Source organism: Streptomyces sp. NWU339, from assembly GCF_003143855.1.
GTDB lineage: Bacteria > Actinomycetota > Actinomycetes > Streptomycetales > Streptomycetaceae > Streptomyces.
In genome coordinates this window covers 52,100-75,543 of sequence record NZ_QFRK01000042.1, presented here as the reverse complement: position 1 = coordinate 75,543, position 23,444 = coordinate 52,100, and the positions used below count along the sequence as shown (strand labels likewise).

The following is a 23,444-nucleotide window of genomic DNA, read 5'->3' as shown; positions in this document are numbered from 1 at the left end:
ACAGCATGGCTACTCCTGACTTCATCAGCACCCTGCGCGCCTCCGCCGGCCACCAGTTGCTCTGGCTCCCCGGGGTCACCGCCCTCGTCTTCGACGACGAGGGCAGAGTGCTGCTGAACCGCCGGTCCGACACCCGTAAGTGGTCGGTGATCGGCGGCATCCCCGACCCGGGGGAGCAGCCCGCGGCCTGTGCCGTGCGCGAGGTCGAGGAGGAGACCGCGGTGCACTGCGTCGTCGAGCGCGTCGTCCTGGTCCAGGCGCTGAGCCCGGTGACCTACGACAACGGCGACATCTGCCAGTACATGGACATCACGTTCCGCTGCCGGGCCGTCGGCGGTGAGGCACGGGTCAACGACGACGAGTCGCTGGACGTCGGCTGGTTCGCCGTGGACGCGCTGCCGGATCTCAACGAGTTCGGGCGCTTCCGGATCAAGCAAGCCATGGCCGACGCACCCACATGGTTCGACTCCACTGGTTCCGGCTGAACTGTGGGGCGTCACCATATGGGGCGGGGCAGGGGCGCTGCCTAGGGTCGGGACATGACCGCGCCCCACGCCCGCCAGGCCCGCCGCGCTTTTCATGTTTCCCCGCTCGACCTCAGCGGCCGTACCGCTCTGGTCACCGGCGCCGCCGGCGGTATCGGCCGCGCCTGCACGCTGCGGCTCGCGGCCGCCGGGGCCGAGGTGAGAGCCGTCGACCGGGACGCCGCCGGCCTGCAGGCGCTGGCCGAGCAGGCCCGGGGCCTCGGGGGCGGCGTCGAGCCGCACGTTCTCGACCTCATGGACCTGGACGCCGCCGAACTCGTCGCCGTGGGCACGGACGTGCTGGTCAACAATGCCGGACTGCAACTGGTACGGCCGATCGAGGACTTCCCGCCGGAGGTGTTCCACACGGTGCTCACCGTGATGCTGGAGGCGCCGTTCCGGCTCATCCGCGGAGCCCTGCCCCATATGTACGGACAGGGCTGGGGCCGCATCGTCAACGTGTCCTCGGTCCACGGGCTGCGTGCCTCGGCATACAAGTCCGCCTATGTGGCCGCCAAACACGGTCTCGAGGGGCTGTCCAAGACCACCGCCCTCGAAGGCGCGCCCCACGGCGTCACCTCGAACTGTGTGAACCCCGGCTATGTGCGCACCCCGCTGGTCGAGCGGCAGATCGCCGACCAGGCCCGCGCGCACGGCATCCCCGAGGAGCAGGTCGTGGCCACGGTCATGCTGCGGGACAGCGCGGTCAAACGACTCATCGAACCGGAGGAGATCGCCGAGGCGGTGGCGTATCTGTGCGCCCCGCAGGCGTCCTTCGTGACCGGCACCTCGCTGGTGCTGGACGGTGGCTGGACCGCGCACTGAGCCACCGTCCGGCCCCACCGGCCGAGTTGTCCACAGGTCTGACGGGGCGAACGCGGGATGAGGAATCCTGAGACCATGTCCCGCGATCACGTGCAGTCCACCGAGCCCCCGGTTCCCGGTCCGACAGTGCCGGACCGGGCCCGTCCTGACGACCGTTCTGCGTACGGCAGTGCCGAGGCGCCGTTCCTGGAGCTCCTGGCCCGGGGCGCGTCCGCCGAGGCCTACGAGCAGCCGGTGCTCCTGGCCCGCGCCGAGGGACTGCCCGCCGAGCGGATCGCCGCCCTCGAACAGGCCAGGCGGCTCGCCCTGCGCGTCCGCTCCGACCTGGAGGGGCGGCGCCGCAGGGAGGCCGAGCTGTCCGCGCTCTTCGAGACCGCGCACGACCTGGCCGGACTGCGCGACCTGGACGCCGTGCTCCAGGCGATCGTGCAGCGCGCCCGCTCGCTGCTCGGCACCGACGTCGCCTACCTCAGCCTGAACGACCCCGCCCGGGGCGACACCTACATGCGGGTCACCGAGGGCTCGGTCGCGGCCCGCTTCCAGCAGTTGCGCCTCGGCATGGGCGAGGGCCTGGGCGGCCTGGTCGCCCAGACCGCCCGCCCCTATGTGACCGACGACTACTTCCGCGACGACCGCTTCGAGCACACCCTCACCATCGACACCGGCGTGCGGGACGAGGGACTGGTGGCCATCCTCGGGGTGCCCCTCATGCTCGGGCACACCGTCATCGGCGTGCTGTTCGCCGCGGACCGGCGGGCCCGGGTCTTCGAGCGGGAACAGGTCGCCCTGGTCGGCTCCTTCGCCGCGCTCGCCGCGGCGGCCATCGACACCGCGAACCTGCTGGCCGAGACCCGCTCGGCCCTCGCCGATCTGGAGCGCGCCAACGAGATCATCCAGGACCGCAGCGGGGTCATCGAACGCGCCTCCGACGTCCACGACCGGCTCGCCGAACTCGTCCTGCGCGGCGGCGGAGTCCATGACGTGGCCGCCGCCGTCTCCCAGGTCCTGGACGGCACCGTCGAGTTCATCGAGGCCGCCGCCGCCCCGGCCCAGGCCCTCGAGGCGTCCCGCGCGGAAGGACACGCGGTACGGCACGGCCGCGACTGGATCGCCGCCGTGGCCGCGGGCGACGAACTCCTCGGCGCCCTCGTGCTGCGCGGCCACCCCGGCCTGGACCCCGTGGACCAGCGCACTCTGGAACGCGCCGCCATGGTCACCTCGCTCCTGCTGCTCGCCCGCCGCTCCGCCGCCGAGGCGGAGCAGCGCGTCCGCGGCGAACTGCTCGACCACCTGCTCGACGCCCGCGACCGCGACCCGCGCCTGCTGCGCGAGCGCGCGGCCCGGCTGCACGCCGACCTCGACGCAACGCATGCCGTACTCAGCGCCCGCCTGGAGGGCGCCGCCGCCGACGCCGACGAGGAGGCGGACGCCCGTCGGCGCCTGTGGGCCGCGGCGTCGCACCTCGCGGCGACCCGCCATGGTCTCGCCTCCGCGCGTGACGGCGGTACCGTCCTGCTGCTGCCCCTGGCTCCCGGTGACACCGCCACCGACCTGGCCCGTCGTACCGCCCGGCACCTGGGAACGGCCGTGCACGAGCCGGTCACCGTCGGCGCGTCCGCCCCGGTCGAGCACCTCACCGCCCGCCCCGACACCGTGGCGGCGGCCTACGCGGAGGCCCGGCGCTGCCTCGACGCCCTGCGCGTGCTGGGCCGCTCCGGCGACGGTGCCGCCGCCGAGGACTTCGGTTTCCTGGGGCTGCTCCTGGCCGGGGAGCGGGACATCGCGGGCTTCGTCGACCGCACCCTCGGTCCGGTCGTCGTGTACGACGAACGACGCGGCACCGAACTGCTGCGCACCCTCGACACGTACTTCGCCTGCGGTATGAGCCCTGCCCGTACCAAGGACGACCTGCACGTGCACGTGAACACGGTCGCCCAGCGCCTGGAGCGCGTCGGCCGCCTTCTGGGCGAAGACTGGCAGAGCCCGGCCCGCGCCCTGGAGATCCAGCTGGCCCTGCGCCTGTACCGGTTCTCGGCACCGGCGGACCCGTCGACACCCGGACGGAGCTGACGGGCGGACCTCTCGCGTGTTACTTGTCGGTACGGAATGATGCCGGGCAACCATCCGTACGGCCGGGAGCTGAGGTAGCGGTGACGACTTTCGAGGAACGCGGCGCGGTGCACGCCTTCCGGGACGACGCCCTGGGGGAACACGACGCCGTCGGTCTCGCCGCGGCGATCCGGCGGGGGGAGGTGAGTGCCGCCGAGGCCGCCCGGGACGCGGCGGAGCGGGTGCGGTCGGTCGAGGCGAGACTCAACGCGGTCCAGACGCACGCCGACGTCCCGGCGCACGTCGGCGGGGCGGGCGGCGCCTTCGCCGGGGTGCCGACATTCGTCAAGGACAACACCGACTACCGGGGACTGCCCACCGGCCACGGCAGCGCCGCTTTCACTCCGGCGGCCGCGCGGCGGCACGCGCCGTTCGCCCGGCAGTTCCTGAGCACCGGCGTCACGGTGCTGGGCAAGACCCGGCTGCCCGAGTTCGGGTTCAGCCCCACCACGGAGTACGAGGGTGCCGAGCCCGTTCGCAACCCGTGGAACACGGGCTACTCGGCGGGTGGTTCGTCGGGCGGCAGTGCGGCGCTCGTCGCCGCCGGGGCGGTGCCGATCGCCCACGCCAACGACGGCGGCGGCTCGATCCGGATCCCCGCCGCCTGCTGCGGACTCGTCGGTCTCAAGCCCACCCGTGGCCGGGTCGTGGCCAATGCGCAGGGCCGTCAACTGCCTCTGGACGTAGTCTCCGACGGCATCGTGAGCCGTTCCGTGCGCGACACCGCCGCGTTCCTCGCCGCCGCCGAGACGTACTGGCGCAACCCCAAGTTGCCGCCCCTGGGCCTGGTCGAAGGTCCCTCGGGACGGCGGATGCGCATCGGATTCCTGCTGGACTCGCCGAACGGTGTCCCCTCCGACACCACCACCCGGGAAGCCGTCACCGAGACCGTGGTGACACTCGAACGGCTGGGCCACACCGTGGAGCCCGTGGAGTTGGCCATCGACCCCCGCTTCACCGAGGACTTCCTCACCTACTGGGGGCTGCTGTCGTTTCTCCTCGGCGTCACGGGCCGGACCCTCGGCGCGGACTTCGACCGGCGCCGGATGGACGGCCTCAGCAGGGGGCTGCGCGAGGAATACGTCAAGTCCTGGCGGCGTACTCCGGGCGTGCTGCGGCGGCTGAAACGTACCCGGGAGGCGTACGCGGCGGCGTTCCGCGGGTTCGATCTGGTCCTTTCCCCCGTGCTCGCCCACACCACGCCGCCGATCGGTCATCTCAGCCCGGCCGTCTCCTACCCGACACTGATCGAGCGGATTCTGGCGTACGTCGCGTTCACACCGGTCGACAATGTCGTCGGTACGCCGTCGATCTCGGTGCCCGCCCCGGGTGCGACGGAGGACGGGTTGCCCGTCGGCATCATGTTCTCCGGCCGCCCCGGGAGTGAACGGGCGCTGCTGGAGGTCGCGTTCGAGCTGGAGGCGGACCGCCCTTTCCGGCGTATCCAGGATGTGTGAGCGCGGTCGTCGCGCCTGACGCCTTGTCCGCTTCTGATCGATTGAAGGTGATTACCTTTCCGGACAGGTGACTTATGCCCCGACTGTGTCGAATTCATGAAGTTCGGGGTGATGGTCCCTCATGCCGCGCTAATGTTGGCGGCCGCCGCGGTGTTCGTGGCCGCGGCGCCGGGGTCGGGGGAATGTGAGAACGCGTGTGAAAACAATTCTGTTCGTTCACGGAACGGGCGTTCGGTCGAAGCGTGAGCAGGAAGCGCTCGACAGAATCGGGGACGGTTTCCGGAAGGTGCTGCCGGGCACCGTGGTGGAGACGTGCTCCTGGGGAGACGTCCTCGGTGTCGCGCCGGCGGACGGGACCGACGCGCCGGACGGTGCGGGACCGGCATGGTCCCCCGACGGTTCCGGGGTCACCTGGTCGGACGCGGAGCGGGCGGTGTGGGCCCGGCTGTACGACGACCCGCTCTACGAGATCCGGACGGCGGTCCTGGGGGCACCCGGTGGCGCGTCCGCCACCTCGCCGAGGGCGCTGAATCTGCTGAGGAGCCGCGTGCGGGATCTGGCGGACGATCCCGATGTCGGCGAATTGATTCCGGACGGCGAGCCGAGGGAGCAATTCCGTGAAGCCGTCGCGGAATTGCTGCGCGCCCAGGAGTTCGCCGCGGCCCTTCCCTTTCTCACCGCAAGGGCGTCGCACGACCTGGTCGCGCGGTCCGTCACCTCCGCCTACATCCGCTTCCGCGAACGCGACGCCGGCGGCCCCGTTCTCGTCTCCGCCGCGGAACGCGACGCGCTGTGGCGTGTCGTGGAGAAGACCCTGGGCGGAGCCGCCCTCGGCCTGGGCGACAGGGCCCGGGCCGTCGCCTGGTCCACGGCACAGCACATGGCCCGTCCGGTGGTCCGGCGACACCGGGGTGCCCTCCTCACCCGCGCCACACCGGCTCTTGGCGACATCCTGCTCTACCAGGCCCGCGGCAGGCCCCTGCGGACCTACCTGGCGGAGCGGGTACGGGAGATCGGCGGGCCCGTGGTCCTGCTGGGCCACAGCCTCGGCGGCATCGCCTGCTTCGAGAGTCTGGTGGCCCACGCCCTGCCCAACGTACGGCTGTTGGTGACCGTGGGCAGCCAAGTTCCCTACCTGTACGGTCTCGACGCGCTGGCGACGCACCGCCTCGGCGCATCCCTGCCGGACCACTTCCCGGACCGCTGGGTGAACATCGTCGACCAGGAGGACCTCCTGGCCTTCCCCGCCGACGACCACTTCGCCGGCCGGGTCAGGGACGTCGCCGTCGACACCCGGGAGCCGTTCCCCCGGGCGCACGGCGCCTACTGGACCACACCGCGGGTGTACGACGCGGTCCGCACGGCCGTCGAGGAGTGCTGATCGATGGTCGTACGCGCTCTGGTGGTGTGCCCGGAGACGTACGAGGGCTCGTCGCTGCGGCCCATGTCCGGTTCCCTGGCCTCCGGTGTCCGCTTCGCCTCCTGGCTGGTGAGCCATGTCGCCGAACCGTGTTCCATCACCTTCCTGACCAACGCCGGACCGCTGCCCGACCCGCTGCCGGCCCGGCTGAAGGCCACCTCGGCCGATCTGGTGGCGGCCGATCTCGGTTCGATGGTCAAGTTCTTCGCCCGGCCCAGACTCCTGGACGGCCTGAAGGAGGCCGACGCCTTCGTCTTCTACTGGATCGGACACGGCACCGTCAGCCGGGAGGGCCGCAGGCACTTCCTGTACCTCCCGTACAACCAACGCGTCGAACTCGAGGACCTGCAACGCGGAATGGCCGGCCCGGGCAGACCCGAACGCCAGCTGTTCGTGATCGACGCCTGCCGGGAGGCGGACTTCGTCCAGAGCCCGGACGGCGGCGTTCAGACGCTGGTCACCGCGGACGGCGTCGTACCCCACCCGGACTGGAACCCGCTGGTGCTCTACGGCGCCCGCCACGGCGAACAGGCCCTCTTCGACGAGGACCGGGGCGGAGTGTTCACCGACCGGCTCCTGGACGAACTGGAAGCGCTGCCGTCCGGTGACCGACTGGACCTGGAACAGATCGAGCAGACCGCAGTCGCCCTCGAGGACCGCTTCTGCGCGGCCTATCGGCAGGAGGACCCGGGCTACGGCCAGATCCCCACCCACTACTGGCTGTCCCACCGGGGCCGGTTCCTCGTGGACCAGGACTTCCTCCCCGGCGTCGCCGTCACCGCCGCCCAGGCCGAAGCGCTGCGCCGGGCGGTGGAACGGGCCGAACTGACTCCGCGGGAGGAGAGCGGGGTGTGGGAGTGGCTGCACGCCTTCGGCCCGCGCATCGCCGACGACCTGTCCCTGCCGGAGACGGCCGTGCGCGTGACGCGGCTGCCCCACCGCGCGGACGGCAGCCACTGCATCACCGGCCTCTGCGCCGTCCTCGCCCGGATCGAGCGGCTGCGGGACGACATGCACCAGTGGTACGCCTCCTGGGCCGCGCACAAGGGCCTGCCACCGCTGGCGACCGTCTCCGTGCCGCCCACCTCCCCGTGGCAGCGCGGCCACCTGGTGATCGACCTGCAACGCCGGGACGAACTGAGCCACGGCCCGGCGCCCGCCGCACCCGCCGGGCCCCTCGCGCCGTGGGACGCCCGGGGGCCGAGCTACCGCGCCCAGGCGTGGTTCTACACGGAACACAAGCGTCAACGGATCCGGTTGCAGCAGCAGAGCTGGCACAAGGACGGGTTCGCCACGCTCGTGGAGCAGATCCACCACAGCGCTCCCACCAAGGTCCGTTCCGCACTCGACGGAGCCTGGGTCGAGTTCATCGTCGACCGGGACCTGTTCGGCCACCGCTTCGACACCCTGCCGAGCTTCGCCGTACCCAGCGGGAAGGCACCGCTGCTGGGGGACAGCGGCCCGGTGGTGCTGCGGGACCGCTGGCGGCACCGCAAAGGCCCCCAGACACTGCGGTGGCAACGCGGGGCGTCCCTCCTCGACTCGGTTCCCGCGGCCCGCCTGCAGTGGAGCGTCTGCACCACTTCCTGTACGACCGGGGGAGCGGAGCTCGCACGGCACACCCGGGCCATGGAGACCGCGTTCCTCAGAAACGGTGCCAAGGACACGAACGGTGCGGCCGAGCCGTACGCCGGGATCGTGCTCTCCCGCCCGCTGACCGAGTCGGCTCACTTCGACCTCGTCGGCACCGCCCTCAACAACGGCGCCCTGCTGGCCATCTGGCCGGACCGGCCCCCGGCCGACGGCTGTGCGCGCGGTGGTGACGACGACGCGGTCTGCGACGGCGCGTTGGTACGGGAGAGCCTGATGCGAAGACTCGACGGCCGTCCCCTGCACGACCTTCCCGAGATCGTCTTCGACCTGCGCAGCACCGGAGGTGACGAGGCCGGAGTGTTCCGGGACATGGTCGTGCTCTTCGACGACCCGCGTCGTTCTCCGTTCGTCCCGACCTCGGTGACCATGCCCTGACCGGAGCGGCCGGCCCCACGCGGCCGGAGCGACGGTCCCACGACAGAAGGGAAGTGCAATGACGGAAGGGACGGCCACCGGCGCGACGGCTCCCGACTGGTGGGTCTACCGGGGGCACTGGGGCGGGCCCCGGACTCCGGGCGGCGCGGTCCCGGACATTCCCCAACCCCCGCCCTGGCGCTCCTTCGGACTGCGGGCACTGGTGTCCCCCAGGTCGGAGGACTCGTTGCGCGAGCGGGACCCCACGCACCGCAGTCTCCCGGTGCCGCCGCCCGGAACCGAGGAAGAGGAGTGGTGGGACACCCAGGGGGCGGTCGCCTATCGCGGCGACTGGGAGGCGCACGATCTGGTGAACGCCGCCATCCAGCTCCGCCGGCCCCTGCTGGTCACCGGTCCGCCCGGAACGGGGAAGACCACCCTGGCCGCCTCCGTCGCCCGGGAGCTCGCCCTGGGCCCCGTCCTGCGGTGGGGCATCACCAGCAGGTCGACCCTGCGCGAAGGGCTCTACGACTACGACGTGCTGGGCCGCCTGCACGACATGAACCTGCGCAAGGACGTGCCCGGCCGCCCGCAGGGCGACCGGGCGGAGGGCGGTCACGAGGACGTCGGACAGTACGTCAGGCTCGGCGCGCTGGGCGACGCGCTGCTGCCCAGACGCCGGCCCCGCGTGCTGCTGATCGACGAGATCGACAAGAGCGACGTGGATCTGCCCAACGACCTGCTGCACGTCTTCGAGACCGGCGGCTATGAGATCCCCGAGCTGCGCCGGGTCGCCGAGTCACCGGTCCACGTGCTCAGCTGGGACGGAAACGCCCGGGTACCCGTGCACGACGGCCGCGTCCGGTGCGCGCAGTTCCCCATCGTCATCCTCACCAGCAACGGCGACCGGGAATTCCCGCCGGCCTTCCGCCGGCGGTGCCTCTTCCTGACCCTCAAGCGTCCCGAGGGGACCCGTCTCCACGAGATCCTCCGCGCGCACGTCCCCGAGATGGAGGACCTCTCCCAGGTGGAGGACATCCTGGAACAGTACGAGGGACTGACCACCGCCGGCCGCCAGCTCTCACCGGACCAGCTGATCAACGCCGTACGCCTCAGGCTCACGGCCCAGTTGGGACCGGACGACATGGAGACGATCGCGAACGCCGTGTTCCACTCGCTCTCCGGGGCGTGACACGGTGCACCCGGAGGTCGCGAGGGCGCTGCTGGACTCCCCGGCCGGGATCGGGCTGAGCGAAGTCCTCGACATCGCCTGGCTGGCCGCACGACTGCCCCAGGCCGGCCCGCCGTCGACGACGGGCGGCCCGGGACACGACCTCCGGTCCACGGGCCTCGCCCCGGGCGGCGGGGCCCCCGCGCACCGCGGTACGTCCCCGGGAGCCGGTGCCACGGGCCGGACACCGGACGGCCGGGCGGACATGGGGCTGTGGCTGAGGGACGCCGAGCCGCTGCTCACCGGAGCGGGCGAGATCACCGCCCTGGTCGACGCGCCCCTGCCGCCCCGGATGCTGCCCGGCCGCCCGGGGCTCGGCAACGCCCTTCGCCCCCTGCGCCGTACCAGCCCCTCACCCGCACGGACCGTGGTGGACGAGGTGGCCACCGCCGAGTGGGCGGCGGCCACCGGCATGGTCGTGCCGATGGTCAAGCCCGCCGAGGAACCGCACTTCGACCTCGCGCTCGTGTGCGACACCGGCTCGTCGATGAGGCTGTGGACGCCGCTGCTGCGCGAACTGGCCCGAGCCGTCGCCCAGTACGGCGCCTTCCGGTCGATCACCGTGCGTCGGCTGGACTCGCGGACCGCCCGCACCGTGCCCTCGGCGGCCGACGGTGGCTCCGGCAGCCTGCGCACGCTGCTGGAGCCCGACGGCAGACGCCTGATCGCCCTGGTCACCGATGGCGTCGGGCCCGGCTGGCACGACGGCCGGATGTCGGAGCAGGTCCATCTGCTGTCCTCGTACGGACCGGTGGTGATCGTCCATCTGCTGCCGCGCTATCTGTGGGGGCGCACCGGGATCGACCCGCTGCCGGTGTCCTTCCACCCGGAGACGCAGGGTGTCCGGTCCGGGCGGTTCACCGGCCTCGCGCGGCGGTTCACACCGGCCGGCTGGTCCCTGGGAGACCTGTGGCCCGATGGCCGCCCGCCCTCCGGCGGCCGCCCGCACGCGGTCCCCGTCGTACCCCTCGCGCCCGGACCGTTGAACCGCTGGGCCGCAATGGTCACCGGGGCGTACGACGGTACGGTGTCCGCCTCGGCCTGGATCGTCGCCCCCGGCCCGGAACGCGGGCGGAAAGGTCCTCCCGGCGCCCCGGACGCCGTCCCACTGGACACGGCCACCGCCGGTGAGCTGCTCGACGACTTCGACGCCGTCGCCGGCGGGCGTGCCCGGCGGCTGCTGCGCAGCCTTGCCGTGGTGCCGCTGAGCCTGTCCACCATGTGGCTGACGCACATGGTCACCAGCAGCTGGCGCAAGGAGCCCTACGACCCCACCCCTTTGGCGGAGGTGTTCTTCAGCGGGCTGCTGCGTACCCGGCGCGCGCGGGAGGGCGTCGGGACACCGGCGGACGATCCCGCCTACGAGTTCACCGGGGACGCCCGGCAGATCCTGCTGGAGAGCATGGACCGGGTCGAAGCGGTGCGGGTCTTCCAGACGGTGTCCGCGTACGTGGCCAGGATGCAGGGCCGTGCCTCGCTGGCCTTCCCCGCCCTGCTGGCCTCCCCGCGTGATGCCCGCCTGATCGGTCAGATCGACCCGGAGACCCGCCCGTTCGCGGAGATCGCCGCCCGCATCCTGCGGGGGATGGGCCCTCCCTACGAAGAGGCGGTGCGCCGCATCGAGGCGGCCGTCGACGGACTCGACCACCGGACCGGCGCAGCCGCCCCCGCCCCGCCCCCGCAGGACCTGGAGGCTCCCGCGCCGGTCCCGGCGGCCGACCGTGCGCCCTCTTCGGTACCCGAGACCGCGGAGACCGGGGGAGCCGTGCGGCCCGGGGACGGCGTGCGGTCCGGGGAACGCGCCACGCGGGAGGCCGCGGCACGGCAGACGAGACACACCATCGCCGTCCTGGGGGCCGCGCACAGCGGCAAGACGACCTTCCTGGCGGCCGCGGGACTCGCCGCCGCGGGCGCGCCCCTGGACCTGGGCCGCTGGAACGTCATCGCCGAGAGCGAGCGGGCCGAGCAATTCCTCGTGCAGCAGACCTACGCCCTGGCGGTGGCGCGCCAGTTCCCCCAGGCGACGCTGGGCCCGAGTTCGTTCTCGTACGTCTTTCGTGCCGAACTCACCGGCCGGCGGCGGCCGGAGCGGATCGACTTCGCACTGGACTTCTGCGACGTCGGCGGCCACGAGTACCAACGGGAGAACTACGGCGACAACCACATCCTCGACGCGCACCTGGGCCGCGCCGGGCATCTGGTGATCCTGGTCGACCCCACCGGCAGCGGTCCCCAGGCCGAGTTCCTCGCCCCCCACCTGGAGCGACTGCTGCAGGAGTTCCACGAACAGGGCCGGCTGGTGCGGGGACGCCTGCCGCACCGCGTCGCCTTCTGCGTCACGAAGTTCGACGAGCCCTCCGTCTTCCAGGGCGCCCGGCGCGGCAACTGGGTCGGTCAGAACGCGCAGGGAGACCCGTGCGTACCCGCCGTCGACGCGGAGGGCTACATCGGCTGGCTGGCAGACCGTTCCGCCTATGTGGCGCGGGCGCGGGCGCTGACGAAGGCGTACTTCCTCCCGGACCACGTGCTCTGGTACGCGGTGTCGGCGATCGGCTTCCACCGCACCCGCGGCGGCACGCTCAACCTGGACGACTGCTCGAACCAGACCCACGACGAACACGGCCTGCCCGCGCTGCGCGGCCCCGCCCGGCCGGTCAACGTGCTGGAACCGCTGATCGCCCTGGGGCGCGCCTCGGGAGGGAACTGACATGACTCCCACTCTCCGTCTGCGCGCGCGCTGGGCGGTGCTGTCGAAATCGCCGGGAGACAGCAGCGACTACCGCGTCCTGCGGTGCAGCGACGGCCCCTCGGCCGTGCCGTGGTTCGAACGGGTCATCAGAGCCACGCTGTTCGGCACCCCGCCGCCCTGGTCCACCGCGGGACGCCCCGGCGAGGTGCTCCCCTGGGTCTCCTTCGGCGTCTGCGGCGCCGCGGGGGAGGACACCGCGAGCAGGTGGATCACCGTCTCCGTGACGGACTGGAACAGCTTCGCGGAGGCGACCTGGGACTCCTCGGGCCGGCGGTCCGCCACCACCCGGTGCTTCCTGCTGCCCTACGAGGAACTGGCCCGGCACGGGCTGGGACTGGTCTCCCTGTGGAACGCGGTACGGCCGGTACCGCTGCCCACCGAGGCCGACGAGGAGCAGGCGTCGGCCCCCGTGCTCCTCACGGCGCAGGCCGACCACATCGAGCGGACCACGCGCCTGGTGGAGAAGGCCGGCTTCGGCTGGACGGCCGCCACCGCCGCCGTCGCACTGGAGGCGCCGGTCGCCCTGCGGGCCCCGGACGACCGGTTCGCCCTCGACCGGATCGGTGTCATCGACGCCGTCGTCTCCCTGCTGTCCTACGGCTACCGGGCCACGCTGACGGCGGCGACCTGGGCCCCCGACGCCACTGAGGACATGCCTTGGATCTGCTACACGAAGGCGTCGTCACCACGGCGGCGTGTCGTGGACGAGGGGATCCCGCCCGAGCCCCTCTCCCCGACCGCCCGCACCCACCTGGCCCGGCTGCGGCTGCTGCAGCAGGAACTGGGCACCGACGGCATGCTGCGCGCCCTCGCCCTGCGCACCGCCCCCGCCCCGTTCCCCTGCGACGACGGGCCACGAGACCGGCCGGGCCGCCGGGCCGACACACACGGAGAGGTCTGACCGGTGCCCTCGATGGAGACACTGAGGCGTGAGGACCCCAGGCAGCTGGGCAGGTTCCGGCTGCTGTCCCGGATCGGCGCGGGCGGATTCGGCGAGGTGTTCCTGGGCCGGGAGGAACCGGGCGGGCGGGAGCGGTTCGCCGCGGTCAAACTCATCCGCACCGACATCGCCGAGTCCGAGCGGCTCAGACCCCGCTTCCACAGCGAGATCGAGGCCGTCGACCGGGCCGGGGGAGAGGGCATCCCCGAACTCCTGGGTGCCGACCCGGACGCCCGCCGCCCCTGGCTGGCCACGCGGTACATCCCGGGCCCCTCACTGCAACAGCTGGTCGACGGCTCCGGCCCGCTGCCCGAGGACACGGTGCTCGTACTCGGCCGCCGTCTGGCGGGCACCCTGGCCGGCCTGCACGGTTCCCGGCTCTACCACCGGGACCTGAAACCGAGCAACGTGCTCGTCACCGCGACCCGTCCCTGGATCATCGACTTCAGCCTCGTACGGCTCGCCGCCAAACCCTGCGTGACCGTCACCGCGGACGCCATGGGCAGCTTCCAGTACGCCGCCCCCGAGCAGGCGAGCGGCCTCGGCCGCGCGCAGGGGCCCGCCGACGTCTTCGCCTTCGCCGCGACCCTGCTGTTCGCCGCCACGGGACATCCCCCCTACAACGGGCACAACCAGTTCGACATCCGGCTACGGGCCCTGACGGAGCCACCGGACATCACCGGCCTGGAGGCCGGTCCGCTGCGTGAGATCGTCACCGCGTGCCTCCGGTTCACCGACACCGAGCGTCCGACGATGGACGACGTGCGCGCCGCGCTGGCCCGCGCGACGGACGCGGACCGCATCCCCTACCCGCCCGCGGCGCTGAGTGTGTTCAGGCGTCACCTGGACGCGCTGCGCTCCCTCATCGGGCCGTGCGCCGACCGCCTGGCACGGGAGGAGGCGGGGGAACGGGAGAGCGGGCGGGCACCGGACGGGACGAGGGAGCGGGTACGGTCGCGCCCCGGGAGCAGGGCGGACCACGGCCTCGCCCCGACAGTGCCCGCGCCCGCGACGGTACCCGCCACCGCCCCGGTACCCGCACCCGCCGCCGGTGAGCGATGGGTGTGGCACTGCCACGACTGGTTGCGCGTTCCTCCCTGGCTGATGGGGGACATGGTGCTGATCGCCACGGCCGGCGGGGTTCTCTACGGCGTCGAGTACCGGAGCGGGCGGCCCCTGTGGCGCCTGGACCTCGGCGCACCGGTGCGAGGAGGACTGGTTCCGGCACGGGACGCGGTGGTCCTGGGCGCCGCCGACGGAGCGGTGCACCATGTCCGGCTGGCCGCGGCCGGCCCCGCGCACGCACGGCACCGGTACACCGCGGCGGTCCACGCGGTCGGCTGGTCCGGGGCCCTCGGTGACGACCCGGACCGGCTCTTCGTGGCCGAGGGGACCCGCGTGCACGCCCTCGACCTCCGCTCCGGGGACCGCGGTTGGGCCGTCGAGAACGCCGGAGCGGTGACGGGACGGCCGGTGGTGGCCGTCGGCAGGGCGGTCTACTGCACCGACCGTGGCCAGGTGGTGTGCCGCCGGATGGACGACGGGAGCCGGCTGTGGAGTGTGCACCTGAGTGCCGCCGGCCCGGCCGGCGTGACGGCGCTCGACGAGGTCGTCGTCGTACCGGGGGCGGACGGGAGGGTGTACGCGCTCCACCGGGTGACGGGAGAGCACCTGTGGACCGCGCCGGTCGGCGGCACCGTGCACCTGGCCGCCGTCGGATGCGGCGGGGCTGTCGTGGTCGTGACCACGGAAGGGTCGGTGACCGCTCTGGACGCCGGGGGCGGCCGCCCGCTGTGGACGACGTCGGTGCTCGGCGGGGCGGCCCCGTGTGCCCTGGACGTCCTCGTGGACGGTTCGGCCGTGTGCGTCGCCGACCAGGGCGGGATCCGGCTGCTCGGAGCCCATGACGGCCGTCCGCTGGGGCGTTGGGAACTGCCCTACGTCTCAGGACTGCGTCCGGTCGAGGACGGTCTGATCGCGGTCGGCCTCGACGGCGCGGTGCGCAGGCTGTCCCTGGCCGGCGGCAGGTATCGGGCCGTGAACTGAACTCCGTCATACCCGTACACCAGGTGATGTACATGCATATCAGGAACGAGAATGAGAGATTTTGCCTTTTCCTCTGACAGAGGGGTGAGAGTCCCACTACGATCGCTGACGCGTTCTCAGCTCACAGCCCGTGACCGGGGGTTCTGTGGTCCGGGGCGGTGGCGGGGACTGCGGTCCGAGGGGGGAACCGTGAACAGCGACAGGTGGCCGGAGACCGGACCGGCAGCCATGAGCGGTGACCCCGCCCCGGCCCGTGGACGCCGCGCGTGACGAGCGTCCGCCGCGACGGACCCGAGCACATCCGGCCACGGCCCCCGGACCTCGGGCACGACGACGCCACGCAACCCGGCCACTGCCCCGTCTGCTGGTCGGGCGATGCCGGGCGGCGATGTACGGCCTGTGGCTGGGAGCGGACGACGGCGGCCGTCGGGCCGACGGCGTGGGACGCGGAGATCGCCGCCTGCTGGTCCTGGGACATGGCCGCGGCCGTCCTCGCGACCCGGCACCTGACGGCGAGCGGCCGGGCCCGCGGTGTGCCGCCCGGCGGCACCGTCGACACCCGCCTGCGCCCCCTGATCCGCCGCGCCCCCGCAACGGCGCCCGGTGGCAGTCCGCGCTCCCCCCGCCCGCTCGGCTCCCTCGACCCCTTCGGCCCGGCTGAGCGGAAGGACGCCGACCCGGGCAGCCCCACCGGCGCCCTGTCCGTGCTCACCGCGCTCGCGGCCGGCGAGTACGACGCGGTCTGTGTCCTCGGGATCTCCGCCTCCGGGCTGGCCCTGCGGGAGTTGGGCCGCTGCCCGCAGGGGACCGGATGGACGCACGACCCCCCGGGCGGTGACGTACGGTGGCCGGACGCCGCGCCCTGGCTGCCCGCGTCGACGACGGAACGCGCCTTCCTGCTGGCCGGCGGCATCGGCGCCGCGCCCCCCTACGGGACCCACGAGGTGCCGCGGGCCACCGACGAGGCGTGGGAGCCCGCCGTCCACCGTGCGCTGGCGACGACGCTGGCCCCCCTGCACGCCGCGCGTGCCCAGGGCCGCGCGGTGCCGCTGATCCTCGTCGGCCAGGCCCACGGCTGGCGCTGGCCGGGCTATGCGGCACAGGCGCTGACGACCAGGGCGCCGGCGGCGGCCCGGATGCTGCTGGACGCCTCCGACACGCGCACCCTGGACGACATCGTGGCGAGCGTCTGCCGTCGGGTTCCGCTGCGGCACGGCTACGCCCTGCTCACCCGTCCCGCCCGCGGCGGTCCGCCGGCCCGGCGGACGGCCGCCGAGGCCCGCATCCTCTTCCCGGGCGGTACGACCCTGCCCCGGGAAGGCGAACTGTTCGCCTCCGTCGAGCTGTTGGCGGACACGGACAGGGATGCGGCTACGGGTACGGACACGGAAGTGGATCCGCACATCGGTACGGACACCGGCACCGGTGTCCCCGTCGGCCGGAGGAGGCAGGGCGTCTTCGCCCTGCCGTTGGTGGCGGCCAGGGAAGGAGTCCGGGCCGAGGACTGGCCGGTGCTGCGCGCCGCACGCGCGAGGGTGCGGCCGGGAGGCCGGACCACCGTCACGGTGGCCCTCGACAGCAACGGGCAACTTCGTTTCACAGAGCCGGAGTTGTTCCCCGAGGACCGCAACGGGCAGACGTCGTCGCACTCCGCCGGGGCAGCGGGGCCCGCAGCCGCCGCGGCCGATGTGCTGCTGCTGCTCGAACTCGGCGGCACCGAGGACGAGTCCGAGCGCCGCGTCCGCTTCCTGCGGTCGGTGCTCCGGCAACTCGGGAACGCCTTCCCCCCGGACTCCGGGCCCGGCCGCCACGGTGCGCAAGGTGCAGCGGGGACGGGCGGTCCGGAGGGCCGGGACGAGCCGAAGGGCCTGCGGGTCGGAATCGTCGGATACGAGGACCACAAGGTCCTTCCCGTGCGCGCGGAACGCGGTGGGGAGTCCGTCCTCAGCCTCTGGGGTCCCGGCTCCGCCGAGGCGGCGGCCGAGGCGGTCCGCCACTTCCCCGTACGGCCCGTACGCCACGACTACGGTGCGCCGCTCGAGGACGCCCTGCACGCGGCCGCCCACTGGCGGCACTGGCGCGACGGGGCCCGGCACCTGCTGCTCGTGCTGGCCCGCAGGCCGCCCCACCCCGCCCGTCAGCAGGCCGACCTCAGCCTGCCCTGCCCCGACCGGCACGACTACGAGAAAGCCCTGGACCGGCTGCGTACGGTGACCTGCCCCGACCTGACCGTCATCGGCGTACGCGACACGGCGGGCGTGGACACCTCCGGAAGCTGGCGGCCCAGGACCCGTGAGCGGCTCCGGCAGATCTGGCGCGACCTCGGCCGCGACCACCTGTTCACCCTCGGGACACACACACCCGACGACGTCGCCTCGTGCGTCAACGGCGCCCTGGGCCGCCCCGCCGAAGCCCTCGGGCTGCTGACCGACCCGGCCACCGGACCGGCGGTCCGCGGACCCGCCCACCGCCATGGCGCGCGACTCGGTTCGCCGGCGGTACCACTCAGCCAGAAGGACAGTGAGCACGATGACTGAAAAAGATCCGGACGAGACCCGGTTCCCACCGTCCCTGTCGTCGGCGGACCGCTTCCGGGAAGCCGGGCCGGCGCCGATGGAACACCTCTGGCGATCCGAGATCCGTGCCGCGCCGGTCGAGCAGGACGAGCGGGCTGAGAAACCCGATCAGCACGGGGAGGTCGAGGAGGCCGAGAACGAGCCGGCCCACGCCGCACCCGTCGAGTTCGCCCCCGCCCCGCAGACCAGGGAGGTGTCGACCCGGATCGGCGTCTGGGGCTCCCCGGCCTCGGGCAAGACCACGTTCCTGGGCGCCCTCCGGCTCGCCGCGCTCGATCCGGCCGGGCCGTTCGGCCGCTGGCAGGTGGTGCCCTCCGACGACGTGTCGGAGAGGTTTCTGGTGGAGACGGCGCGGAAGCTGGCGATCGACAAGGTCTTCCCCCCGGCCACCCAGGCCGTGCGCCCGTACGCCTGGCGCTTTCGCGGGGACCTGAGCGGTACCGCCTTCGGCAGGCGCCGCCTGTGGCGCAGGCGGCCCGCGAACCGGCTGGAGTTCGAGCTGAGCGTGCTCGACGTGCCCGGCGGCGCCTACGAGGACCTCAGGAGCGACGGCATCGCCGCCCGGAGCATAGATCACCTGGCCAGGGCACAGGGACTCGTCTATCTCTTCGACCCGCTGCGCGAGGCGCAGGACAGCGACTCGTTCGCCTACCTCAACGGCACCCTGACCCGGATCACCCGGCTCTGCATGCAGGAGAACCGGCTGGACGGGCCCTATCTTCCGCACCATCTGGCCGTGTGCCTCACCAAGTTCGACGACCCGGAGGTCTTCGACCGGGCCCGGCGCGGAGGCTGGACCGACCTCGGACCGAACGGCGTGCCCGTGGTGTCCGACCCCGCCGGTTTCTTCGACTGGCTCGCCGACGACCTGCACGGCAGCACCATGCGACTGGTGGGGCAGACCCTGCGTGCCAACTTCCATCCCGCGCGCCTCCACTTCTTCACCACCTCGGCGATCGGGTTCGGCACCATGCCCGGCGGATCCATCGACCTGCGCCGCTTCGGGAACGTCAACGTCGTCGACGGGGGGTACCGCATCGTGGGCCCGCTCCGCCCGTACAACGTCATGGACCCGCTGGTGGCCCTGCTGCTCGGCATGCGGAACGGGAGCCGTCCGTGAACGACACGTTCACCGTGAAGGCATGGTGGGCCTGGTACAGCAAACAGGCCGGTTCGCTGGACGAGTACGACGTGCTGCGCTGCACCGGGGGAGCACGGCGCCGCGCCACGTTCTCCGACTACATCACCGACGCCAGTCTCGGCAACCCGCCCTCCGCGGCGGCCACGCGCGACCGGCTGCCCTGGGTCTCCGTGGTGGGCCTGTCCTTCACCTCCTTCACCGACCAGCAGTGGACGGGCGTCTCCGTGATGGAGCCCTCCACCCTGCGCGACGGCGCGAACCGGGACATCACGCCGACGCGCTACGTGCTGCTCGAATCCGCCGAACTGGTGCGCCGGCGGGCGGAGTACGTCACTCTGTGGGACGCCGTGGCCTCCCTGCGTCTGCCGCCGGAGCACGACGAGACCATCCCGTTGGAGGTGCCCGCCCCGGCCGACAACGGCCTGCTGGAGGGCCTGGAGACCATCGCCGACCATGTACCCGGCACCACCGGCGACAGCGATCGGCGGTGGGCCGCGGCCGTGCACTGGGCCGCGGCCGTGGCCGCGCTCCTGCTGCAGGGCGGTCCCGTCGTCATCACCGGCGGCGGCTCCCTCGGCGCGAGGGCCCGGCTGGCCGTGTTCGACGCGATCGTCGGCTTCCTGCCGTACGGGGTGCGCAGCGGGCTGGCCGTGGGCAGCTGCGTCGACGGCGGTGACGAGCCGCACACCCACCTGGCCTTCGGACCGGCGCACACGCCGTCCGCCCGCTGCGTCGAACTGGGCACCCTCCCGCAGGTTCCGGCCGGCGCCCCGGAGGAGTACCGGCGACGGCTCTCCCGCCTGATCGAGGGCCTGGGATTCGACGCGGTCACCGCCGGCCTGCGTGAGTTCGACGCCTCCGTCGCACCGGCCGACCCGGGGGCCGTCCTGGGCGTCCTCGACCGGCTCGACCCCTTCCGCGCCGCGGTGCACGCCGTGGAGGCCGGGGAGCAGTCCGTGCAGCTGGTGACCAGAGGACTGAACAGCCTGACGGACGGCGAGGAAACGGACTCCGAGGGCTTCCTACGGCTCGTCAGGTGCGGGATCGACTACGCCGTCGAACCCGGGGGCCGGGAGGTGCACGACGCGCTGAGCCGTCACTGGGTGCACGAGAAGACGGGACCGCGGGTGTCCGCGCTGATGGCGGAGGCCCTGCTGAACGTGGTGCTGAGCGGTGTCTCCGCCGCCGCGGACAGCACCTCGTGCCGCGCCAGGCTGGACGAGCTCTGGCGGCTGGTCGAACTGTGCCGCAAGGAGGCCGAGGTGCTGTGGCTGCTGCCCGGCAGCGGGGAACCGGCCGACGCCCAGCGCCTGCGGTACGCGGCCGACTGCCTGTGCCTGCTGGGCCCGGGCAGGGCGGCCGACGGCCGGGCCGACGCCGTGCGCGTGCTCCGGGACACGCGCCGACTCACCCTCGAGGTGCTCGTGCGGGAATCGGCCGACCCCGTGCGGCTCGCGGGCTGGCTGGCCCTGCTCGAGCCCACCGCGCACGAGGCCCCCGCCTGGCTGCGGGCCTGGGCGGTGCTGCCGGTGGGCGAACGAAGAGAGGCGGCCCTCGTCGAACCGCGTCCCACTGCCGAGGACGCCCTCCACGTGCTCACCGCCACCGTCCGTTCGGGGCGGCCCGACTGGACGGCCGAGGCCGTCCGGTGGCTGTGGCCGCAACTGTGTTCCGTCGCCGCCGGACGAGGGGAGAGCGGACCAACGGGCGACGACGGAGCCACCTCCAGGCTTTCCTTCCGGGGCCGGGGCGGATCTCGGAAACCCCCGGTCCAGACCCCGGCGCGCCCGGGCCGGCCGGACGCGCGCGGCACCTTGCGGACCCTGCTCGCCACCGACACGGAGGTGTGGCAGCACTGCCGGGCGCGGGCCGACGTCCTGAGCTGCCTGCTGGGCGCCCCGGCCGCCGGGCCCCCGTGGCGGGAGTCGGCGTGCCACGCCTACGCACAGAGCCTGCACGGCATCCTCCGGAACGAGGGACTGGCACCCTTCCTGGCACTGCTCGTGAGGGAGCTCGCCACGCCGGTACTCGGCGAACCCTGGGGCAAGGAGGGCGAGTCCACCGTGCTGACGGCCCTGCTGCGGGTGCCGGACGAGGCGGCCGCGGAGAAACTGCGCCGCCGCGTCGACGCCCGGAACGAGGCATGGCGGCGACGGCAGGCCGCCCTGGAGACGGACCGGGCCGTCCAGGCCCGGCGCCTCGCCGATCAGGAAGCCGCCCACAACGCCCAACTGCGGGCCGCCCGCCAGGCACAGGAGAACCAGGCCGTGCACCGGGCCGCCCTGGAACAGCACACCGGGACCGGGGCCGGCTCCGAGGCCGCCACCGGGACCGGCGCCGGTGGGGCGGCGGCCGCACCCCGCGAAGGCCGCGGGCGCCCGCCAGTCATCGGCACCGGCAACCGGACCGGCGACGCACCCCACCCACTGGACGTCCTCGCCGGGGCCGTCCAGCAGCTCCGCTCCCCCCGGGACATCGCGGTGGCGTGGGCGCCCTTCACCCTCGACCTGGGCTCCGGCGCGGGCCGCCGGGCACTCGAACTGACCGGCCGCTGGTGGGAGAGGGCCCCGGAAAAGGAACGCGACGCGCTCTTCGGCCACCTGGAACGCACGCTGCTCACCGATCACCAGTGCAGCGTCGACCTCACCGCGGACATCCTGCACGAGATCAGGAGCCTGATCATGGCCGGCCACGCCTCCGGCCACAGCGGCGGCGGATGGCTGGCCGGGCCGGTGTTCCGGGAGGCGAAGCGGGAGCTCAGGGACCGCCGCCACCGGGTGCGTGAGCTGCGGCGGATACGGCTGATGTCCATCTTCAACCTGGCACCGAGAACGCCACGCAAGCACAAGAAGTGGAACAGAGGGAGCAGCGACCGATGAACGACGACCCCACCCGGCCGGCCCGGCGCGCACTCGTCGCGGCACTGGCCACCGCCTTCCTCGCCCTGGGGCCCGCGCTGAGCCCGTTCGCCCCCGCGCGGGCCGCGGACGCCGGTGATCTGGAGCAGTTCCTGGACACGGTGGTGGGCACCCGCGGGGCCAGCTACGCGATCGCCGTCGACACCTCGCAGTCCATGGCGAACGGCGGCTCGTACGCGAAGGTCCGAGCGGTGCTCCCCACCTTCCTGAAGTCCCTGCACCCCGAGGACCTGGTCTGCCTGATCCCCTTCAGCGACGGTGCGCGCACCTGCGAGATGGTCTCCCGCGACGAGGCGCTCGCGGAACTCGACGAGGCGCTGCCCGCCATCCCCGACGGCTCCGCGTCGAACTTCGGGCGCGCCTTCGAACAGGCGCTGGACGGCCTGCAAAGAGCCGGCACCGACGTCGGCGGGGTACTGCTGCTGTCCGACGCGCAACTGCACGCACCCGACGACACCAAGTACCGGGACTTCTCCGCGAGCGGCTGGTCCGCCCTGCGCAAGCAGGCCTCGGGACTGCCCGCCGACCGCACCCTGACCGGCTACGGAATCGCCCTGGCCCCCGGCGCCGAGGTCGAGGACGTCCTGGCCAAGGTGTTCCCCGGCTACCGGATGCTGGACGAGTCGGGGTCCCGGACCCGGGCCGCGATGACGGCGGCTCAGGACGACACCCGCCTGCGGCAGGCCGCCCTCGCCGTGGCCGGGGACCAGGGCAAGGGGGTGTCCGTCTCGTGGCCGGACAGGCCGGAGAACGGGTCGGTGCCGGCCGGACCCGACCTCCGGGTACGGCTGACCGCCACCACCGACGCGCTGCCCGTGCAGATCGGCGACCTGCGGATCGAAGGGCTCCCCGAGGGCGTCGAGCCGGTCGGTGAGCTGCCCCGCTCGGTCGACCTCAAGCCCGGGGAGTCCCGCGACATCGACCTCGTGCTGAGCTCCGTCACCGCTCATCGCAAGGGGTGGGGGAGCGGCCCCCGGGCCGAGACCTGGCACCTGTCCGTCGACGGCCGGGTGAGCACGCCGGTGGCGCGGGCCGCCGAGCGGTTCGTCGACCGGCCGGCCCGGCTGGCCGCGTCCCCCGCCGGGGAGTCCCTGGCGGTGCGGGGGACGGCACAGGTCTCGGTCGACCCGGTGCGCTGGGCCGCCCTGCTGGGTACCCTCCTGCTGGCCCTCGCCCTGGTGACCGTCCGGCTGTTGCGCCGGTACCGCCCGGTGCGGGGCCTGGTGTCCGCCGAAGGGGTCGACGCCCGGCAGCAGGTGCAGATCCCCCTGCAGGGGCGCCGTGAGGTCACCGCGGACCTCTCACCGCTGCTGGAGAGCAACGGATCGGTGAGGATCAGGAGCGTCCCGGGACCGCTGCGCGAGCAGCCGCCCATTCTCCTGCGCTGCCGCACCGCCGACCGGCCGGAACGCGAGATCGTCTGTTCCCCCGGCGAGACGGTGCTGTTGTGCGGCATCGAGTTCCGCTACGTGCCCCCGCCCACGCAGCGCGGTTGAGCGGA

The 23,444-nt window shown here is 73.2% G+C and carries 14 protein-coding genes; all 14 read left to right on the top strand.

From position 1 onward, the window contains the following. The first annotated feature begins 5 nt into the window (after positions 1-5). The 14 genes from DIZ27_RS33740 to DIZ27_RS33675 all read left to right on the top strand — a co-directional run bounded on the left by DIZ27_RS33740 (position 6) and on the right by DIZ27_RS33675 (position 23,439). Complete coding sequence (locus tag DIZ27_RS33740; protein ID WP_109382217.1) at positions 6-485, top strand: NUDIX domain-containing protein; 480 nt, start codon at positions 6-8, stop codon at positions 483-485. A gap of 54 nt (positions 486-539) precedes the next feature. After that, entirely contained in the window at positions 540-1,349 is an 810-nt protein-coding gene (locus DIZ27_RS33735; protein ID WP_109382216.1) for a 3-hydroxybutyrate dehydrogenase, read from the top strand. A gap of 75 nt (positions 1,350-1,424) precedes the next feature. Beyond that, on the top strand, positions 1,425-3,419 hold the full coding sequence (locus tag DIZ27_RS33730) for a GAF domain-containing protein (RefSeq protein ID WP_181383815.1): 1,995 nt from the start codon (positions 1,425-1,427) through the stop codon (positions 3,417-3,419). Between the two features lie 80 nt (positions 3,420-3,499). Beyond that, the gene (locus tag DIZ27_RS33725; protein ID WP_109382215.1) at positions 3,500-4,915 is read left to right on the top strand and encodes an amidase; all 1,416 of its coding nucleotides are present in this window, start codon (positions 3,500-3,502) and stop codon (positions 4,913-4,915) included. Positions 4,916-5,216: 301 nt separating this feature from the next. Then, entirely contained in the window at positions 5,217-6,296 is a 1,080-nt protein-coding gene (locus tag DIZ27_RS33720; RefSeq protein WP_146229042.1) for a hypothetical protein, read from the top strand. A gap of 3 nt (positions 6,297-6,299) precedes the next feature. Next, on the top strand, positions 6,300-8,363 hold the full coding sequence (locus tag DIZ27_RS33715) for a caspase family protein (protein ID WP_109382213.1): 2,064 nt from the start codon (positions 6,300-6,302) through the stop codon (positions 8,361-8,363). Between the two features lie 58 nt (positions 8,364-8,421). Further along, entirely contained in the window at positions 8,422-9,534 is a 1,113-nt protein-coding gene (locus DIZ27_RS33710) for a MoxR family ATPase (RefSeq protein WP_109382212.1), read from the top strand. 4 nt (positions 9,535-9,538) lie between these two features. Next, complete coding sequence (locus DIZ27_RS33705; RefSeq protein ID WP_109382211.1) at positions 9,539-12,280, top strand: SAV_2336 N-terminal domain-related protein; 2,742 nt, start codon at positions 9,539-9,541, stop codon at positions 12,278-12,280. A gap of 1 nt (position 12,281) precedes the next feature. Then, positions 12,282-13,223, top strand: a complete 942-nt coding sequence (locus tag DIZ27_RS33700) for a hypothetical protein (protein WP_109382210.1) — start codon at positions 12,282-12,284, stop codon at positions 13,221-13,223. A 12-nt stretch (positions 13,224-13,235) separates the two neighbouring features. Then, the gene (locus tag DIZ27_RS33695) at positions 13,236-15,308 is read left to right on the top strand and encodes a PQQ-binding-like beta-propeller repeat protein (RefSeq protein ID WP_109382209.1); all 2,073 of its coding nucleotides are present in this window, start codon (positions 13,236-13,238) and stop codon (positions 15,306-15,308) included. Between the two features lie 266 nt (positions 15,309-15,574). Further along, positions 15,575-17,845: a hypothetical protein gene (locus tag DIZ27_RS33690; protein WP_109382208.1), complete on the top strand. Its 2,271-nt coding sequence runs from the start codon at positions 15,575-15,577 to the stop codon at positions 17,843-17,845. Beyond that, complete coding sequence (locus tag DIZ27_RS33685; protein WP_109382207.1) at positions 17,838-19,004, top strand: hypothetical protein; 1,167 nt, start codon at positions 17,838-17,840, stop codon at positions 19,002-19,004. The genes DIZ27_RS33690 and DIZ27_RS33685 overlap by 8 nt, the downstream gene beginning before the upstream one ends. Then, positions 19,001-21,904, top strand: a complete 2,904-nt coding sequence (locus tag DIZ27_RS33680; protein WP_109382206.1) for a hypothetical protein — start codon at positions 19,001-19,003, stop codon at positions 21,902-21,904. The genes DIZ27_RS33685 and DIZ27_RS33680 overlap by 4 nt, the downstream gene beginning before the upstream one ends. Beyond that, entirely contained in the window at positions 21,901-23,439 is a 1,539-nt protein-coding gene (locus DIZ27_RS33675) for a VWA domain-containing protein (protein ID WP_109382205.1), read from the top strand. Before DIZ27_RS33680 ends, DIZ27_RS33675 begins: the two co-directional genes overlap by 4 nt. The last annotated feature ends 5 nt before the right edge of the window (positions 23,440-23,444 follow it).

What these genes read in the sequence shown, in the direction of transcription:
- DIZ27_RS33730 (WP_181383815.1), top strand. Translation starts at nt 1,425, where the DNA reads ATGTCCCGCGATCACGTGCAGTCCACCGAGCCCCCGGTTCCCGGTCCG.
- DIZ27_RS33740 (WP_109382217.1), top strand. Translation starts at nt 6, where the DNA reads ATGGCTACTCCTGACTTCATCAGCACCCTGCGCGCCTCCGCCGGCCAC.
- DIZ27_RS33695 (WP_109382209.1), top strand. Translation starts at nt 13,236, where the DNA reads ATGGAGACACTGAGGCGTGAGGACCCCAGGCAGCTGGGCAGGTTCCGG.
- DIZ27_RS33715 (WP_109382213.1), top strand. Translation starts at nt 6,300, where the DNA reads ATGGTCGTACGCGCTCTGGTGGTGTGCCCGGAGACGTACGAGGGCTCG.
- DIZ27_RS33710 (WP_109382212.1), top strand. Translation starts at nt 8,422, where the DNA reads ATGACGGAAGGGACGGCCACCGGCGCGACGGCTCCCGACTGGTGGGTC.
- DIZ27_RS33700 (WP_109382210.1), top strand. Translation starts at nt 12,282, where the DNA reads ATGACTCCCACTCTCCGTCTGCGCGCGCGCTGGGCGGTGCTGTCGAAA.
- DIZ27_RS33735 (WP_109382216.1), top strand. Translation starts at nt 540, where the DNA reads ATGACCGCGCCCCACGCCCGCCAGGCCCGCCGCGCTTTTCATGTTTCC.
- DIZ27_RS33675 (WP_109382205.1), top strand. Translation starts at nt 21,901, where the DNA reads ATGAACGACGACCCCACCCGGCCGGCCCGGCGCGCACTCGTCGCGGCA.
- DIZ27_RS33685 (WP_109382207.1), top strand. Translation starts at nt 17,838, where the DNA reads ATGACTGAAAAAGATCCGGACGAGACCCGGTTCCCACCGTCCCTGTCG.